The following is a 17285-nucleotide window of genomic DNA, read 5'->3' as shown; positions in this document are numbered from 1 at the left end:
CTTTCCTTGGACTGATTGGTTTTTGCCAATGACAACCCGATAATTAGAATGATGAAACGGAATTTAGGAAACCTGTCTATTCTTTTTGGATACTTGCTTGTTTCCCTCATTGTCACTTCTGTTTTGTTTGGGTATTTTGAATGGATTCGGCCCTACCGATTGAAATCCAATTTAGTTTCAGCTTTAAAACGTTATGATGAAGACAGGACAAAAGAGTATTTAAATACGTTAGAGTTCTTTTTTCGTGAATCGGCCTTACCTTACCGTGCCTCCCAAGTAACAAATCGCATCAAACATACATTAGGACTAAATTACGTAAGATTGTATGATGATTCCCTTCGTTTGATTCATAGCACAAATGAAACAAATGAAGTTTTTCAACAAGAACTAAGGCAAGATCCTTCCGGCCTTTTAGAAGGAAATCTTCGAACCTTAGCTAACGGTGATTTTGTGTACAGAGACTTATCTGGAAAATTCTTTGTTGTTTTTCCTCCTGGTCCAACATTGCCAAAACAAATTCAAAATGCTAATTTAGAATATGGATATTTATATTGGGCTTTTGATCCCAAGTCACAAAAAATTCTTTATACCAATGATGAATCGATTTTGACAGGGGATAGAGAGGTTAACCAACTATTAGGACTATTTTCTGGAAAGGAAGGACAAACCATTACTTGGCAGTTAGATGGTGAAGATTCAAAACTCCTTTTGGAAAAAACAGAAAAATTTTCAGTTTATTTACTTCGGCAAGCTGACACAGAAGCTGATGAAATTCGTTTTGGGTGTTTTATACTTTTTCTCGTTACCTTTACGGGCTTATTTTATATACGTTTTATTTGGATTGTCGTTCATACACCTGGATTTCAATTCAAACGAAGAATTCTTTTACCAGTCATTGTTTATCTTATTTTACTTTTGTTTTACCAGAAAAGTTATGAACTTTTTCCAGACTACAGGTATTATAAACCTTGGACCAAACATCGGTTAATGCAATTTGAAGAAACTCTTTCAGTTCTTGAAAAAAATCTTCTCCGCGAAGGTTTGGGTGAAGGTGGGGGACAAGGCGAAACTGAAAGAATTGTCTCTGAAATTTACCTTTGGAAAGAGGGAACTAAAGAAAACAAAACTATACAAAACCGGTTCGGAACTGAAATTTTTGGATTATTTCAAAGGATACAAAAACATCCGATTACGGTACTTGTGGAATCAGAATTTGATTTGGTATATTTAATTCCTAAAAGAAATCATAAAGATGCCAATATAAACATTTTAATAGCGGTTCTTGATTCCAATTTTCTACAAGCTAAAAAAGAAAAAGACCGTGATGAGTTTTATTTTCCATTGGTCTCTGCAAAACTTTCGGATAACAAAAGTAAGGAGCAAGTATTATTTAATCCAAGAACCTGGAAAGTAGAAGATACATCTCGGTTTGTTCATTTGGATTCAAAAAAACAGTCTGTAGGTTTTTTACATCATAAATTTCATTCCTATTATATAGCAAAAGAACATGGTAAACCTGGTTTTTTATCAGGATTGTCAGTATATCGTTATTCTTCCTTCCCTCCTTATTTATTTAGTTTTGGATATTTGTTTATTGGACCTTGGATATTTTTTGTTTTATGGGCATCTTTCAAAAGAAAATGGGATCATCGCGTTATGTTAGGGGAATCCCCCTTAGTGAGTGAAGAGTCATTCGAGAAAGAAGTGGTGATAAAAAAAGTAGCAGTTCATAAAGAAGGAATTGAAACAAAAATGGAACCCGTTATAAAGAATACAAATCCTGTGAAAAAAACGAGTTTTAAAATTTTACCTCCTGCTACTTGGAGACGAGTGGCCATCTTAGATGCAGTACAAAAAAAACGAGAAACTATTTTTAATCCTGAGTTGGAGAAATTGGTTCAATCAGTAACCCAAAGAGAAGAAACACAGGAAGTAACCACACCCAAACCTTCTATCGAAAATTTCCCCACATTGGTTCCTGAAGAAAAAAGAGTGGAATATGCTTTACTTGATAAAATTTATCGTGAAAACGAAATTTCTTATGATGGGATTGTAGGTTATACAAAAAACTTTATTTCCAGACTGGGTTCGCCAAGGTTTTCCTATTTATTTTTGAATGATTCCTTGGGTTCCTTTCATAACCAAATTTCGTCGGGACTCGACTATAACACTCGTTCTAACTTAATTTTTTTACACCATGACCCGTATTTACCTTTTGATGAGTCGGGATTTGCAATGTTTGATGTAGATGATACGGTAAGGCTTGACCGTTTTATTGCTAAAAAATTCTCTTGGGAGATTCTTCTACAAACAGAAGCCATCATTGCTTTTCATATGGAATCTTTAGGTTTTCCAGGTATCTTCTTAGTGCTTTTAAATAAAGAAGAAAGGGCAAAGTTTTTAGATTCTCATAAACGTATGATCCTGGAGAAACTTCGTCAGGTAATTCCTGCCCTTCATGTCCTTGTAGAAAAAGAAGAAAGAAAACCTGAATTTTTAAAGGATAGTTTGTCTTGGATGATCCGTTCCTTTATGCAAGCCACCTTTGGTGGAAAACGGTCCACTTCGGTTCTTCGTATCCAATGGCCTGAATATCATCCAACACCAGAATGGGAACGTTCCAAAAAGCATTTTATTGATTCCATTCAAACTTATTTAGAAAGCAAAGATCGATTGATTGAAACATCACCTAATTCTATGTTAATAGTAACGGCAAAGGATTTATATCTTTCCGTAATTCAAAAATTACAAGAATTACCTTTTCGCCATGAAATCAAATCGATGAAATTTCCTGATGATGGACAGAATTTCTACCTATACTTTTAAACTAATTTGTTTTTTTCTCTTTTCCATCCAAAGTGTATGGGCCGGCGGTAGCAAAAAAAAAGAAGAAACTTCGGCTCTAAAAAAACAAATTTATAATCTTCACAAAGTAGATGAGGAAACTTCCTCCATTCCCTATTTGGAGCGATATCTTGACCTCAGCCAAAACGAATTGTATTTTAAATTATTATATGCGAAAGCCTTACTCTATAGAAACGATTTGTCGGTTCCTAGACCTGATGAACCAGCTGAAGACAGAATCAATAAAGCAAAACTCATTCAAAAAAATTATAATCTTTCTTCCAAACTTTTCCAAGAGAATGTTTTACATTTAGAAAAAGTACGTCCCAGAGATCCAAACTTAGGAAGATGGTATTATCTTTGGGCTTTTAGTGAATGGTTTTCGGATAACAAAGAAAAGTCGATTAAGCTTTTTCAAAAGGCTGTAAAATTAGATTACCGTTTGACGGAATCATATTATAATATTGCATCCCTTTATGAATCTTTGGGGCAGTGGCAAGATGCCAGTTTGTATTGGCGAAAATTCGAAAAGGCAGAAAAGGAACTGGAAGAAGAAGACTAATGGCAAAAATAGATAAACGATTTCAAATTCTGCTTTCGGAAGAGGAACAGATTTTATTAAAAAATGAAGCAAAAAGGAGGGGCGTTTCGCAAGGAGAGTTAGTTCGTATGGCTCTTAAAAATGAAATTATACAAAAGTCGGAACTTCTGAAAAGACAAGCAGTTGTTGCTCTAGTGGAGTTATTCGATTGAAACTTTATTTGACCTCCTCACTTCTTTTTGCTTTGTTACGTTCCTCGCGGAAAACAAAAATTCAAAACCTTTTGTTTGAATCATTGGATAAACACTATAGATTTTATACTTCAGCCCTATCTATTTTTTTATTATTTCAACTTTTAGGAGAAATAGGGTTTGAGAAAAAAAAACAAATCCTTAGTTATCTTGAAAACCTTACTGATTCTATTTTTGATTTGGATACAGAAGCTGTGAGAACAGAAATTTTTATGTCTGAAACTTGTGATATAGAAATGGCAATTGCATTAAAAGAAGGAATGGATTTGATTTTAGTGGATTTAGAAAGGGAGATTTCCTCCCTTCCTTTACTTTCAGTTCGAAACTTCTTTTGGGAAACTAAATGAAATGGCAGGGGAAAGTGGACTTCTTTGGTCTTTCGAATCCCATTCATTTAAATAACGATTGTATGATGAGATTCTAAAATAATAAGTTAAACCCGGCTGGAATAAAAGTCCTCGTTTTTCTTTTCTGGAAACATCCACTTGGTCAGCAAGTGGTCTAAATTCATCGGAATTCAGTTCCCCTTCTGGAATATAAATATTATTTACCAAAGTTTCTTCCGAAATGCAAAATCTTTTCTTTTGGAATCCACTTTCGTCTTCATTCCCATCAATTTTAGCTAAGTTTCCATTTTTATCTTTTTTAACAAAAACCGAACCTAACATTCGATTGGGCAGTAGGCCATAATGAATCAGATACCCACCACCATTTTGGACTTCCTTTTCGTGGTTAGAGTTCCATAAAAAACAAAGTTGTTTTCCAGGTTCTGAATTTGATTCCAATCGGAACCTTGTAGGAACATCCGGCGGTGTTTGTTCTGTATACTCAAAGGATAAGGCTAATACTTTGGGAACTGAATTACCCATTGGGTCTGGACGAAACCATAATTTCCATTGGTAGTATTTAAATTTGTTTTTGGGAAGGTCACTCTCTAATGATCTGATTCTTGTCCACGGAAGTTGAATGTTGGAATCCACAAACTTTTGGTTAGATCCTCGAAAGTATAGTTCTAACATTGTATCTTTTGGTTGTTCTACATTCCAGTGAACGCGCGTTAAACTTGAGTTGCTATATTTGGTCTCTAAAACGGGGGAAATCGCCGTATTTCCTTCCATAAAACCAATTTTGGTTTCATCATCGTAACGAACTTTTTCAAACTTTGTATATTCAATTTCAGGTTCCCCTTTATGGATATGAAACCCATCCAAGTTACCATAAAACGATTTCCCGAGAACTAGGGGAGTCGAATCATTTTCAGGAAATCCAAATCCTATAGTATCAGCCTGATTATTTTCATATTCAGCCGTTTCGATTCCGTTTTGATACATTGTGTATTTATGACCCAGTGTATCAAAATAAATGGAGATGACTTCCCAGGTTTTTCGTTTGAGTTTCACTGGTGATTCTAAAATGAAACTGGTTGTCCTTCCATCTGATTTTTGGAGAAGGTTATTTACATAGAGAGTTGGTTTACTTTCGTTTAACTCTAGTGAGATGCCATATTTTTTCCCTTTCACAAATACGGTTCTATCTATTATCACTGAACCTGCTCCTTGTTCTCCCAATCGAATGGGTATGGAAATGGTAAAAGGATCAGGGTGGGTTCCAAAAAGAGAATTTCCCGAAACGGAAAGATGGATTTGGTTTCTGCGACCTGAAAAATAGGCAGAACGTTTTCCAAAAAAATAGGATTGGTCATCCGTTAAATAAGAAGAAGAAACGACAGATATCGATTTGGATTTATAAGGAATTCCGGATTCTGTGATTTGTGGTTCGGAACCCTCTCCTTCAAAATCAAAAAAAAGTTCGCCGTGTTTGGGTGTATTTTCTTTAGGTTTAAGAAAGTTTTTTTTGCCTGGCTCTGAATTTTGAACCACACCAAATTTTTTCCAGAGACCAAGATTTACATTCTCTTTTTTGGGGACTTCCCATCCAAAGATTGGTAGACCCCAAATGAAGAATAATACTACGATTGTTCTTCGATGAGTCCCAATCGTTTTTGGTGCCTTCCACCTTCGAATTCTGTTTCTATCCATTTTTTTACGATTCTCTGTGCTAAATCTGTTCCGAGAACCCTTCCCCCTAAAACCAAAACATTGGCGTTGTTATGGCGTTTGGACATTTCCGCCGTAAACTCATCATGGCAAAGGGCCGCTCGAATGCCTTTGAAACGGTTGGCGACAATGGAGGCTCCAATGCCTGTTCCGCATAGGGCGATAAGTCTTGGAACTTCACCAGAAAGAACCTTTCGGCAGGCATCTCCGATGATAGTGGGGTAGTCGACGGACTCTTCGCTCTTAGTACCGTAATCGACAATTTCGTAAGTTTCCTCGAGACTTTTCCTGAGGAATTCTTTGAGAGCAAATCCTCCGTGGTCAGAAGCAATTCCAATTTTTTCTTTCATTCGGCTTTTTCCTTTCGTTGTTTCAGGGCATCTGTATAAGACTTCAAAGATTCTAAGGAAAGAGAGAGTAAAAACTTATCCCTTTCGCGAAGTAAGGTTCCATAATATCCAGTAAAAAGATCTAAATATCTTTTGGATTTTGCTTTTGGATTTTTTTCAGATAGGTATTCGATGGAGAGGTTTGTAATTTCTTCTTTTACTTCTGTATGTGCTTCAAACCATTGTTTGGCGAGATTCACTTCTCCCGGTGTAAATGGGTAAGGTCTAGAATCAGAAAGTAAAATCCTCCACTCATAGGAAAAATACAATTCTTCCTTTTCCTTACCCGCGAGGAGGGAGGCCTTAAAATACTCCCCTAAATCGAGAGATAGTGGGTCATCCTTAGGAAGGTTTTTGGATACTTGATCATAAAAACAGTTTAGGGAATTTAGGCGAAGTTCTGCTGATTCTTTCGCATATTCTTCCATCTTAGTTCGGTCTAAATTGATAAGATTGGGACTAATGGGACCAGCTGGGATTTCTTTTTTTAATGGCAAATAACAATCATTCGCTGCTTCCCATCCCAAGTTCCCTTCAGGAATCCAAAGGGAATGGGCAGAGACGGATCCTACGAAAATAAAAAAGAATAAATGGGATACTTTTGGTAAACTACCCATTTGTTCTTTCAAATTCTTTAATAAAGGAAATCAGTGCATCTACACCTTCTTCCGGCATCGCATTGTAAATACTGGCACGGAATCCACCCACTTCGCGGTATCCTTTGAGTCCAGCAAACCCTTGTTCTTCGGCAAGGGATAAAAATTGAGAATCTAAACTATCGTTATGGCTTCTAAAAACCACATTCATAACAGATCGAAACTCTTCTGGAACCGGTGCATAAAAAAGTTTGGAGGCATCAATGGCATCATACAATTTTTTAGCTTTCCTTTCGTTTGTGGCTTCCATTGCCGCAAGGCCACCCTTCCGTTTTAAGTATTTAAACACGAGTCCTGCAATGTAGATGGAATAAGTAGGAGGTGTGTTGTACAAAGATCCATTTTTTTCCATCAGTGCAAAGTTCATTAGGTTGGGTATGGGATGATCCATACTTGGCAATTTTTCTTTGTCGTAAATGACAAGTGTGAGTCCAGACGGCCCAATGTTTTTTTGTGCTCCCGCAAAGATGACAGAAAAATCTTCAATGGGAAGTTTACGACTAAGAAGTTCACTTGTCATGTCCGCAAAAAGAGGAGTCTTTTGTAACTTAGGAAAAGTTTTATAACGAGTTCCATAAATGGTATTGTTGGAAGTGATATAAACATATTTTGCCCCATCATTTACGACTTCATCGTTGATGGCGGGAAGTTCCATATACTTAGAATCTGCCCCGTTAAAAATGGATTTTACATTCGGGTAAAATTTCTTTGCTTCTTCAAAGGCTTTTTTGGCCCAAACTCCGGTGAGTGCAAAATCAGCAGAGTCTCCCGCTTTTAAATAATTAAAGGGAATGGCAGAAAATTGTAAAGTGGCTCCACCTGGGAAATAGACCACCGCATAACGGGAAGGTAGGTTGAGTAATTCCCTTAGGTCACTGAGTGATTCGTCCAAAATATTTTGGAAAACCGTTCCCCTGTGGCTCATTTCCATAACGGACATACCAGTTCCCTTGTAATTTAGGAACTCACTTTGTGCTTCCTCCATGACTTCTGTGGGCAACATGGCAGGGCCGGCATTAAAATTGAAGACTCTGTGCGTAAATGTAGGCATTCTCCCACAGAATTTTGAAGATCAGGCCCCCGGTAAATAGATTTTTATTCTAAAACTTGCTTTGCAGAATCACAAAGGTTGTTATTCTTGTGGGCATCTTTACCCCAAATTTCGTGAGGAAACAATGAGAATTTCTCGTTCCATCATCATTTGCCTAACTTTTGTCAGTCTTTCTCTGACAGCCCAATCCAAAGCCCCACTCGGTGAGTCCGAAATTAAGGGTTCCAAAAAAATCGAATTCATCAACCGTTCCTTACGTAAGGCCTCGGACGAAATCATCCAGGAAAATACCGAAATCGGACGAAAACTCGCAGAAACCTTGGTCAAAGAAAATACAGCCACAGTGGATGGGGTCAAAATCCAAAGAGTGCTTCCCGGTGCTGATGGAAAACTCGGTGCTGATATCCTTTATCTTTCCGAGTCACAAAGTTTTGACCATGTAAATTCGATTGCTCGGATCATTGCTTCTTATGTGGAAAAATCTTTCCAATACAAGGTGGGGAATGCTGAGACTTTGGCTCAGTACATTCTTTATTACAATGCTACCCACAGAAAAGACTCTAAGTTTTTTACCAAAAAATATACCGAAGGGGTGATCACTGCCACTTCCTCAGACAAATTAGGAATTGATACAGTTTATAAAAATTGGCCGGGAAAAACTCAGATCATCATTCCCATCGAAGGAAATATTTTAAAAGATAGTGGGAAGGATTTAACCACTGATGAATTAGAAAAAGACGTCAACAAAATGGTGAAGGACAAAGAAAAAGATCCTGCCACCAAACAAAAGATGGAAGACGAAGCCAAAAAAATGGACAAGTTGCAAACCGATAAAATCAAAGAAGAAAAAAAGGTTTTGCAAGATAAAAAACAAGAAGTAGCAAACGAACAAAAAGACCTCCAAGATAAAAAAGATGCATTGAAGAAAAAGGAACAAGAAACGGTTGCCAGTCTCAATGAATTAAAAAAAGACCCGGTAAAAAACAAAGCAGAGATCGAAAAGAAAACTGAAGAAGTAAAACAAATCGAACAAGAAAAAAAAGAGACTGAGAAAAAGTCGGAAGCGGTAGAAGCCAAAAAAGAAGAACTCAGTAAAAAAGAAGAACAAATCGCAAAAAAAGAAGAAGCAAGAACCGGAACCACATCAGGCGACACCGCAAAAAAAGATGATACCGTTCAAAAAGTGGAAGCGAAAGTAGAAGAGTTAAAGTCGGAACTGGCACAAACAAAAGACGAACTGAAGAAAAAAGAAGAACAAAGTGATAATGTTGTGAACAACAAAATTCTTTTTATGAAGTTTATCAAATATGATACGGATGGTCATTATTCAAATGAACTTTGGGCGATCGATCCTGCTAAAGACGATGCACTTTTCAAAAGTTCTTATAACAATATTTGTTCTAAGGAATTTAAAGAAATCGCCAACCAAGGTGTTCTTGTTCTTGGTTACGACGGAGAAAAGGTAGAAAACAGAAAACACAAACTAGTGTTACTAGATCCTGACAAACTCGGTGTGAAAAAAACAAGTGAGTCAGCAGATATTTTCTGGAGAACACCAATGATCAATCGCGAAGATAAAATCTACGTGATCGAAAAGGTAAAAGACAAATACCATGTATCTCGTTTTAAATCAGACTTAACTTTTGAGAAAAGAACGGAAGAACCAGTGGAAGAAAATTCAGAACTTACTTTTTTTGGGGACAAAATTTACGTTACCGGCAAACCAAAAGAAGGTGATAAAACTACAATCAAGGTATTTAAAAAAGAAGATTTAAGCCTACTCAAAACCATCGCTCCGTAAGGAGGGTGGTTCCCTAGTTATTGAAATACATAACAAAAACCATATAGTTATTTTCGCTTGTGCGTCTTTTTACAGACATCGCAAGCGAAATGTTCTATCCTGTAATCCCCCATCTATTTAAAGTCCATCGGCTATTCTGTTCTCTTTATTGGAATTTTGGAAGGGATCACAAAAATCTGCGAAAAACAGGCATAAGATTAGGAGATAGTTTTCCTAAAAATAACTTGCTTTTTTAATACATTGAACATTTGTTTGACTATGAAAAAATTTTCCAATTTATTAGTGTTTGTTGGTGTAGGTTTATTAGTTTCTTGTGCAACATTTCGTGAAGGAAATGTAAGTTATCAAAAAATTGAACCATTGGCTGGAGCAAAAAAAAGTATCTCCTTTGTTGTGACGGGACAAGTAAAATTGAATTCTAATGAACCGGTTCCACAGAACGCAAATGCACTTGGGAGTTGGGCCAATGTAGTAAAAGAAGAATTCACGACATCTTCATTGTTTTCTGAAGTAAAAAATAATGAAAAGTCTGCTGATCTGTTTGTAGATATCAACATTCAAACCAATGGTCGATATAGCCAAGGTCTTTCTATGCTTACTGGTTTTACTTTGTATTTATTTCCTTCCTCAGCCACTGACGAATTTGTGGTAGAAGCAACCTTTAAGAATAAAAGTGGAAAGGAAATTGCAAAAATTCAAAAAAGGGATTCTTTGTCCACATGGAGTCACCTAACTATGATTTTTGTTTACCCATTTAAATCTTTGTCAGATGAAGTTTACAAATGCCAAAAAGATTTGATTAACGCAGTATTAGTAGAAGCTAATGCTAAAAATGTTTTGAAATAGTCGCTCATTATTCAAAAATGAAGTAGCAAATTCCATCCATATCGTTTTATATTTGTGAGAGATATGGATGGTTAAATTTCTAACTTTAAATTTTGAAATCTTAATCTTTTAAATATTCAATTCTTTCACGAATGGATTCGTTAGAAGGATTTTTCTTCGCTAAATCTTCCAATAGTTTCACGGCTTGTGTTTTTTTACCCATAATGTCCCAAAGATCAGAAAGTTCTAAGGCAGGTCTTGGATCACTCGGAGATTTTGAGAGAAGTCCCAAGTAAATTTCTTCGGCTTTCTCTAAGTCACCAATTAGCCGTAATGCGGCTGCTTTTCCAAGAAGGGCAAAGTAGTCATCCCCACTGGCAAGGATTTTATTAAAACATTCTAATGCTTTGTCATAATTACCAAGCCCTCTGAGGGAATCGGCATATCGATTGATGATGAGTTTGTTTTCGGGATCAGATTCGAGAATTTTTTCCCAATAAGTGATGGCAGTTTTAAAATCTTTTTTACCACGATAGGATTCGGCAAGGCCATAGAGGGCAAAGAAGTTTTTGGGATCCAGTTCTTTGGCTCGGTCGTAGTAAAGAATTGCTTTATCAAAATCTTTTATTTTGCGGTAACTATTCCCAATCTCTGTTAGGATTTTGATATTGTTTGGTTGGCTTGAAAGTAATTTTTCCCACCATTGTATGGCATCCACATACCTTTGGCATGCAAAGTATAAATGACCAAGTCCTACGATTACATACTGATCGTTTGGATTGATTTGAAGTGCTTCCATATAATACACTTCGGATTCTTTAAAGTTTTTTAATTTTCTATGGGCATCAGCAACACGAGAAAGGATACTTGCATCTGTGATTGTTATATGATGAAATTCTTCTGCTACCTCAATGATTCGTTTGAGGCTATTTAAATCTCTATAAGCATTCATAAGTCCCATTAGGGAAAACTTATTGGTTGTATCACCGCTCAAACATTTGCGATAATATTGGATGGCTTGTTCTGGTTGTTTTGTTTTCGCGTAATAGTCACCGAGACCAACAAGGCCGTATGTATTTGCTGGATCTTCATCCAGTAATATGTCTAATCGTTCCTTCGCTTCCTTAAAACGACCCTGATCCAGAAAACGATAAGCCTCTTTTGCGAGAGATTTTATTTTTGTGAATTTTTCATCTTCATGTGGCTTTTCGGTATCTGTATTTTCCATATCCCTGTCCAATTTTCAGCATTCTTTTTTAGACAGTAAAAATCGACTCAAAAACGTGAGAACATTGACAACAGGCTCTTTTTTGAAGAAATGACAATGAGGGGGAAGGTATGTCATCTACAACCGAAGCAATTACTGGTGGCCGATTGATGGTCGAACTATTGGAAGAAGCGGGTGTGGAGATCGTCTTTGGATACCCTGGTGGTGCCATCCTCCCATTCTACGACGAACTCTATCATAGCAAAAAAATCAAACACATCCTTGTGCGCCACGAACAAGGTGCTATCCATATGGCTGAAGGTTATGCCAGGTCCACGGGAAAGTTAGGTGTTTGTATTGCCACTTCCGGCCCAGGAGCTACGAATTTAATCACAGGCCTTACTGATGCTAAATTAGATTCTATTCCCATCCTTGCCATCACGGGCCAAGTTTCCACAGATGCCATTGGAACCGATGCTTTCCAAGAAGCAGATATTTTTGGAATTACCATACCGATTACTAAATACAACGCACTGATCAAAAAGGCAGATGATCTTTCTCGCCATTTTGAAGAAGCCATCAAGATAGCGATGGGTGGCAGACCTGGCCCTGTGCTTTTGGATTTTCCCAAAGATGTTCAATTAGAAAAAACAACTGTCAGAAAAGCATCCTCCTTAAAAATTGCTCCCCATCATTATGAAAGACCAAAAGTAAAAGGGGATCCGCAAGAATTTGCAGAAGCTTTGAACCAGGCCAAACGCCCGTTACTCTATGTAGGTGGTGGTGCTATCAATTCCTTTGCTTCAGCAGAAATCAAAGCTTTGGCAGAAAAAGCCAATGCTCCCGTAACAACTACACTTATGGGACTTGGTGCTTTTCCTGGAACTCATCCCTTATCTGTAGGAATGCTTGGAATGCACGGTACTGCTTATGCTAACAAAGCCGTGTTAGAATGTGATTATATTTTAAATTTAGGTGCCAGGTTTGATGACCGAGTTGCCAAATACCAAGATTTTGCTCCGAATGCCGTTCGCGCGCACGTAGACATTGATGCTGCCGAGTTTAACAAACGAATCAATGTAGATCATATCCTTCATGGAGACTTAAAGGATGCCATTCGTGAAATCCTTCCTTTTGTGAAAGGGGGAGACCGTACTTCATGGATTGAAAATATTCAGAACTTAAAGAAAAATCATCCTCTCGATTTTGATAACAGTGGTGATAGTATCAAACCACAAGATTTTTTACAAAGAGTGTATGCGAAAACTAAGGGTGAGGCCATTGTTTCTACTGATGTAGGGCAACACCAAATGTGGGCAGCACAGTACTATTTATTTGATAAACCAAATACTTGGTTAACCTCCGGAGGACTAGGGACTATGGGTTATGGGCTTCCTGCGGCCATTGGTGCAAAGTTTGGAAACCCTGATAAAACTGTTATTTGTGTTACGGGAGATGGTTCCATTCAAATGTGTATTCAGGAACTGGCAACGATCGCACAATCTCAGTTAGGTGTGAAAATATTACTATTTAATAATAACTTCCTCGGTATGGTTCGTCAATGGCAGGAACTATTTTATGAAGAGAGATTCAGTGAGTCACAATGGACATACAATCCAAACTTTGTTAAACTTGCTGATGCTTATGGAATTCCTGCCATGAGAATCGAACACAAATCCGAAATCGAGAAAGGTGTGGAATTTTTCTTAAAAGATAATGGATCAGCTCTCATTGAAGTTATGATCCCTGCCGAAGAAAAAGTGTTCCCAATGATACCTGCAGGAAAGTCACAACAAGATCTTATCGAATTTAAAGACTTGGGGAAATTGAAAAAATGAAACACACTCTAAGTATTTTAGTAAATAACCATCCAGGGGTCATGAGTCATGTATCTGGACTTTTTACTCGTCGCGGATACAATATTGATTCAATTGCCGTAGGTGTGACAGACAATGCGGATGTATCTTCCATGACAATTGTATTGAATGGAGATGATTTTATCGTGGGTCAGGTAAAAAACCAACTCCTCAAACTTCCCGATGTTTTACGAGTACAAGATATGGCTTATGCAAGTTCTGTACAAAGGGAACTGGTGCTCATTTCCTTTTCGATTACCGAAGTGAACCGAAGTGAAGCCCTTACCATTTGTAATGGATTTGATGTTAAAATTTTAGAAATGACAGAAGATTCACTTCTCATTGAATTTTCTGGAAATTCTAGACAGGTGAGTAATATCATCTCGGTTCTGAAACCATTTGGAATCCGCGAAATTTCTCGTACGGGGCAAATTGCGATAGCTTATCGCAACCAAAACGCCGTTTAGAATCAACTTGACAGGGTTCTAATTTTCAGAGAATATTGGGGCGTTAAAGTGAGTGCCACAAAGCCCCATGATTCGTAAAATTATTACCTTCACACTTGTCCTCCTAACTTCCGTTATCTATTCTGAATCCGAAAGATCCAAGGTTTCTCTCCAAAGGGGACCCGGCTCCGATGTATTGTATTTCGATTTTGGAGAAACTGCACCCAGTTCTTATCATGGTGTAGAAAGACTCCAGGAACCTAAATTAGAAGATTTGCATTTAGGTTTTTTAGAACCCACTCCTGGGTATTACCAAGGTCCAGACGGGGGCGAAGTATACCAATGGGCCAAAAATCATTACCAATGGAAACGTGCGGATGGAAGTGTCTATACGGAATGGGCGAATGGAACTTTTAAATTAGATTTTCCTACGGGCACAGGTTTTGTATCTGCACCTTCATCATGTAATGGATGTTTACCGACAATCATCTGGAATTATCCTGATTTAACGAAAGTCACTAAATATTGGATGGCACATCGAAAAGAATATGACTATATCCGCCAAAAACCAATTTCCTTCGAAAACTATCTTCTTGTCAGTGAAACTAAATTTGGAAAACCAAGGTTAGAATTCGGAAACTATGTATTTTACGGATCTGAAAAATGGTCCGAGTATTTACGTGTGTTTGGTGATAATTTCAAAATGAAACCTTTTCTATCTTTTTTGAAGTCAGAGTTTCAATTGGAAAACAGAGGAAAAATCCCTGTTTTGTTATTCGACAAATATGAAGAAATTAAGGATTATATTGGTGCTGATATTCCCGGAGGCTCCGAAGAGGGAGGGTTTGGCAGTAGGGATTCCATTACTTTATGTTGTGGGGAAAAAATGCCACAACCCACTGGGGTTTTGGAGTTTGATTCCGATGCACTTAGACGCATTCATTTTGGGACTTTTTACCATGAAGCAGTCCACAACTTAGAACAAGTATCATGTTTAAAAATCCAAACAGAAACTGGCAAATTTCCACAAACCGATATTTTAGATCCTTGGTTTGAAGAGGGTCTAGCTAATTATGTGGAGGCAAAATTTTACGAACGAAAACAATTCCATATTTATAATGATGCAGAAAAGTTAATTCGAGAAAACAAAGTTCCGAAATCCTTCAAATTATTATTAGATGCTAAATATAAGGATTTACTTCCTTATTCCATTGGGCCGCTTCTTATCAAACATATCCATGAAACCTATGGAAAAGAGGCTATCATTTCCTACCAAAAAGATACATGTATTGGAGTATCACCCCTCCTAGCTTTACAAAATGCAACGGGAGTTTCTCCCGATAAAATTCTGAAAGATAGTTTGTCTTCCTTTGAAAAAGACAAGGATACAATCCTTAGGAATGGCAAAAAATTGCAGTTAGCCGGGTTTTCTACCATGAACTCAAAATTTCCTAATGAATATAAAAACTTTTTAGATAAAGGATTTAGTTTACCTGAATCGGCAATGGATATTAAATCTTATACAGACATACCTAGTTTACAAAAAATCTTTCCGGCCAACGTAGAAATATATTCAGGTAAATTAGAAGGAGATTTTCTCGGTCCAAATTCCAGTTATTTTTATCTTTGGAAAAAAGGAAATTACCGTTGGTATGGAGATTCCTTTGAAGCAAATGTGTTTCCCGGTAACCAAATTCTTTTTAGGGGTTCTAATTTTACGCTGATTGAATGGGAAGATGGGAAAAAACAATATATATCACCGAAGGGAGATTCGGTGATATTTTTTAATTTGGAGTCAAAATCCTATTTGGACATTAATGGTAAACAGGTCACTCCTTAGTGACCTTCTAACCAACGTTCGGCTTCTAGAGCTGCCATACAACCGCTTCCAGCTGCCGTAATGGCTTGTCGGTACACTTTGTCCTGCACATCCCCTGCAGCGAACACACCTTCCACATTGGTTTGAGTGGTTCCCGGTTTTGTGAGGATATAACCTGTTTCATCCAATTCCAATTGTCCTTTAAATACTTCTGTATTAGGAACATGGCCAATCGCATAAAACAATCCACCCACTTCTAAATCCTTTTTGGATTTGTCTTTGGTACTTTCGAGGACAATGGAGGTAAGTCCACCTGCACCACCTTTTGCTTCTACCACAGTTTGGTTCCAAAGGATTTCAATTTTTGGATGTTCCATCGCTCGTTTTTGCATGATTTGGGAAGCACGGAGTTGGTCACGACGCACCACTAAGTACACTTTGGACGCAAACTTCGTGAGATGGTTTGCTTCCTCTACTGCGGAGTCTCCACCACCCACAACCGCAAGTGCTTTGTTGCGGTAAATGGGGAGGGCACCATCGCAAACCGCACAAGCAGAAATTCCCCTTTGCCAGTAGGTTTCTTCCCCTGGGACAAACATTCTTTTCGCAGTGGCGCCAGTAGCAATGATTACAGATTCGGCTTTGATTTCTTCGTCGTCAGACCAAATGGTAAAAGGGCGTTTGGAAAAATCCACTTTAGTGATGGTTTGGGTGTGGATGGTCGTTCCGTATTTTGTCGACTGCTCCCTGAAAAGTTGGGTGAGTTTGGTTCCATCAATTCCCTCTGGGAAACCGGGAAAGTTTTCCACTTCCGTTGTGGTGGTAAGTTGTCCACCTGCGGCCACTCCGCCTGCCATAAATCCTTCATACATCACCGGGTTTAGATTGGCTCTTGCTGCGTAAATCGCTGCTGTATGTCCTGCGGGACCGGATCCGATGATGACAACTTTATGGTTCATAATTTCTCCTATTCTGTATCTTGTTCTTTATTGTTTAGACGGGAATTCCAGGTTTCCTGTCTATTTTGTTTCGCAAGCCCGGACCCACGGCGCATAGTAGGGATCCCCTGCGAGAGGGCTTTTTTCTAAGGTCAGTAAATAATCCTTCTGTTTGAACCCTCTGGTAAGGCAAAGGTAAGTTGTTTCGAAAAATTCCAAAGTTTCTTTTTTTCCTTGGAATCGAATTTCTTCCAAAATTTCCAATGCCTCTTTTTCGTATCCTGTGGTAAGATAAAGGCGAAAGAGTTCCCTTTGTACTTCTGTATCATCTTTTTTTTGTTTGTGGTACTTTTCCAAATAAAAAATGGCTGTGGCAATGGATTGGTTACTTTCTGCAAGTAGGAGTCCCATTCGTTTTAGAACTGGATCGTAATCAGGGTTCTCACGAAGGGAAAGTTCGTAATAATAGAGGGCTTTTGTTTTTTCTCCAGCCATTTCCCATTTTTTACCCTCTTCGAAAAGGGATCTTTCTTTTCGGCCGCAATTAACGACTAACAGACTGGCAAACGTGAGTAAAAAAATTAGGGAGTTTCTATGAACCACA

At 37.8% G+C, this 17285-nt stretch carries 16 protein-coding genes; 9 read left to right on the top strand and 7 right to left on the bottom strand.

The genetic code is table 11. The features are described 5' to 3' along the window. The first annotated feature begins 48 nt into the window (after positions 1-48). Genes EHQ31_RS09980 through EHQ31_RS09965 form a run of 4 tightly spaced genes read left to right on the top strand, consistent with a single transcriptional unit; the run spans position 49 to position 3983 of the window. Positions 49-2826 (top strand): hypothetical protein, encoded by a 2778-nt coding sequence (locus EHQ31_RS09980; protein ID WP_135574396.1) that lies wholly within the window; start codon positions 49-51, stop codon positions 2824-2826. Beyond that, positions 2798-3406 (top strand): tetratricopeptide repeat protein, encoded by a 609-nt coding sequence (locus tag EHQ31_RS09975; RefSeq protein WP_135574594.1) that lies wholly within the window; start codon positions 2798-2800, stop codon positions 3404-3406. The genes EHQ31_RS09980 and EHQ31_RS09975 overlap by 29 nt, the downstream gene beginning before the upstream one ends. Beyond that, a complete protein-coding gene (locus EHQ31_RS09970; RefSeq protein ID WP_135574394.1) occupies positions 3406-3597 on the top strand; it encodes a CopG family transcriptional regulator in 192 nt (63 codons plus the stop codon). The genes EHQ31_RS09975 and EHQ31_RS09970 overlap by 1 nt, the downstream gene beginning before the upstream one ends. Further along, positions 3594-3983 carry a hypothetical protein gene (locus EHQ31_RS09965; RefSeq protein WP_135574392.1) on the top strand — a complete coding sequence of 130 codons (390 nt, stop codon included), beginning with the start codon at positions 3594-3596 and terminating at the stop codon, positions 3981-3983. The genes EHQ31_RS09970 and EHQ31_RS09965 overlap by 4 nt, the downstream gene beginning before the upstream one ends. Here EHQ31_RS09965 and EHQ31_RS09960 read toward each other — a convergent pair. From EHQ31_RS09960 to serC, 4 genes are all read right to left on the bottom strand, one after another. Continuing rightward, the gene (locus tag EHQ31_RS09960; RefSeq protein ID WP_135574592.1) at positions 3951-5516 is read right to left on the bottom strand and encodes a LamG domain-containing protein; all 1566 of its coding nucleotides are present in this window, start codon (positions 5514-5516) and stop codon (positions 3951-3953) included. The two genes, EHQ31_RS09965 and EHQ31_RS09960, sit on opposite strands and share 33 nt — an antisense overlap. An 89-nt stretch (positions 5517-5605) precedes the next feature. Continuing rightward, a complete protein-coding gene (gene rpiB, locus EHQ31_RS09955) occupies positions 5606-6043 on the bottom strand; it encodes a ribose 5-phosphate isomerase B (RefSeq protein ID WP_100744597.1) in 438 nt (145 codons plus the stop codon). Beyond that, the gene (locus EHQ31_RS09950) at positions 6040-6699 is read right to left on the bottom strand and encodes a hypothetical protein (protein WP_135574390.1); all 660 of its coding nucleotides are present in this window, start codon (positions 6697-6699) and stop codon (positions 6040-6042) included. The genes rpiB and EHQ31_RS09950 overlap by 4 nt, the downstream gene beginning before the upstream one ends. Next, entirely contained in the window at positions 6692-7789 is a 1098-nt protein-coding gene (serC, locus tag EHQ31_RS09945; protein WP_135574388.1) for a 3-phosphoserine/phosphohydroxythreonine transaminase, read from the bottom strand. Before serC ends, EHQ31_RS09950 begins: the two co-directional genes overlap by 8 nt. A gap of 124 nt (positions 7790-7913) precedes the next feature. Between serC and EHQ31_RS09940 the strand changes: the two genes are divergently transcribed. Next, positions 7914-9590 (top strand): P83/100 family protein, encoded by a 1677-nt coding sequence (locus EHQ31_RS09940; protein WP_135574386.1) that lies wholly within the window; start codon positions 7914-7916, stop codon positions 9588-9590. A gap of 258 nt (positions 9591-9848) precedes the next feature. After that, a complete protein-coding gene (locus EHQ31_RS09935) occupies positions 9849-10436 on the top strand; it encodes a hypothetical protein (protein ID WP_135574384.1) in 588 nt (195 codons plus the stop codon). A 100-nt stretch (positions 10437-10536) separates the two neighbouring features. Here EHQ31_RS09935 and EHQ31_RS09930 read toward each other — a convergent pair whose 3' ends face one another. After that, entirely contained in the window at positions 10537-11643 is a 1107-nt protein-coding gene (locus EHQ31_RS09930) for a tetratricopeptide repeat protein (RefSeq protein ID WP_135574382.1), read from the bottom strand. A gap of 110 nt (positions 11644-11753) precedes the next feature. On the opposite strand from EHQ31_RS09930, the gene ilvB reads away from it, so the two are divergent. The 3 genes from ilvB (at position 11754) to EHQ31_RS09915 (ending at position 15764) form a co-directional block, all read left to right on the top strand. Continuing rightward, positions 11754-13460, top strand: a complete 1707-nt coding sequence (ilvB, locus tag EHQ31_RS09925; RefSeq protein ID WP_135574380.1) for a biosynthetic-type acetolactate synthase large subunit — start codon at positions 11754-11756, stop codon at positions 13458-13460. Next, positions 13457-13945 carry an acetolactate synthase small subunit gene (ilvN, locus tag EHQ31_RS09920; RefSeq protein WP_135574378.1) on the top strand — a complete coding sequence of 163 codons (489 nt, stop codon included), beginning with the start codon at positions 13457-13459 and terminating at the stop codon, positions 13943-13945. Before ilvB ends, ilvN begins: the two co-directional genes overlap by 4 nt. Before the next feature lie 67 nt (positions 13946-14012). After that, complete coding sequence (locus EHQ31_RS09915; RefSeq protein WP_135574376.1) at positions 14013-15764, top strand: peptidase MA family protein; 1752 nt, start codon at positions 14013-14015, stop codon at positions 15762-15764. On the opposite strand, the gene trxB is transcribed toward EHQ31_RS09915, so the two are convergent. Further along, entirely contained in the window at positions 15761-16702 is a 942-nt protein-coding gene (gene trxB, locus EHQ31_RS09910; RefSeq protein ID WP_135574374.1) for a thioredoxin-disulfide reductase, read from the bottom strand. The genes EHQ31_RS09915 and trxB overlap by 4 nt on opposite strands. Positions 16703-16762: 60 nt before the next feature. After that, positions 16763-17284 (bottom strand): tetratricopeptide repeat protein, encoded by a 522-nt coding sequence (locus EHQ31_RS09905; RefSeq protein ID WP_135574372.1) that lies wholly within the window; start codon positions 17282-17284, stop codon positions 16763-16765. Position 17285 lies beyond the last annotated feature (1 nt).

Origin of the sequence: Leptospira montravelensis, from assembly GCF_004770045.1 — a bacterium.
GTDB lineage: Bacteria > Spirochaetota > Leptospiria > Leptospirales > Leptospiraceae > Leptospira_A > Leptospira_A montravelensis.
The sequence above is the reverse complement of the archived record's forward strand: the minus strand, read 5'-3'. Positions and strand labels throughout refer to the sequence as shown.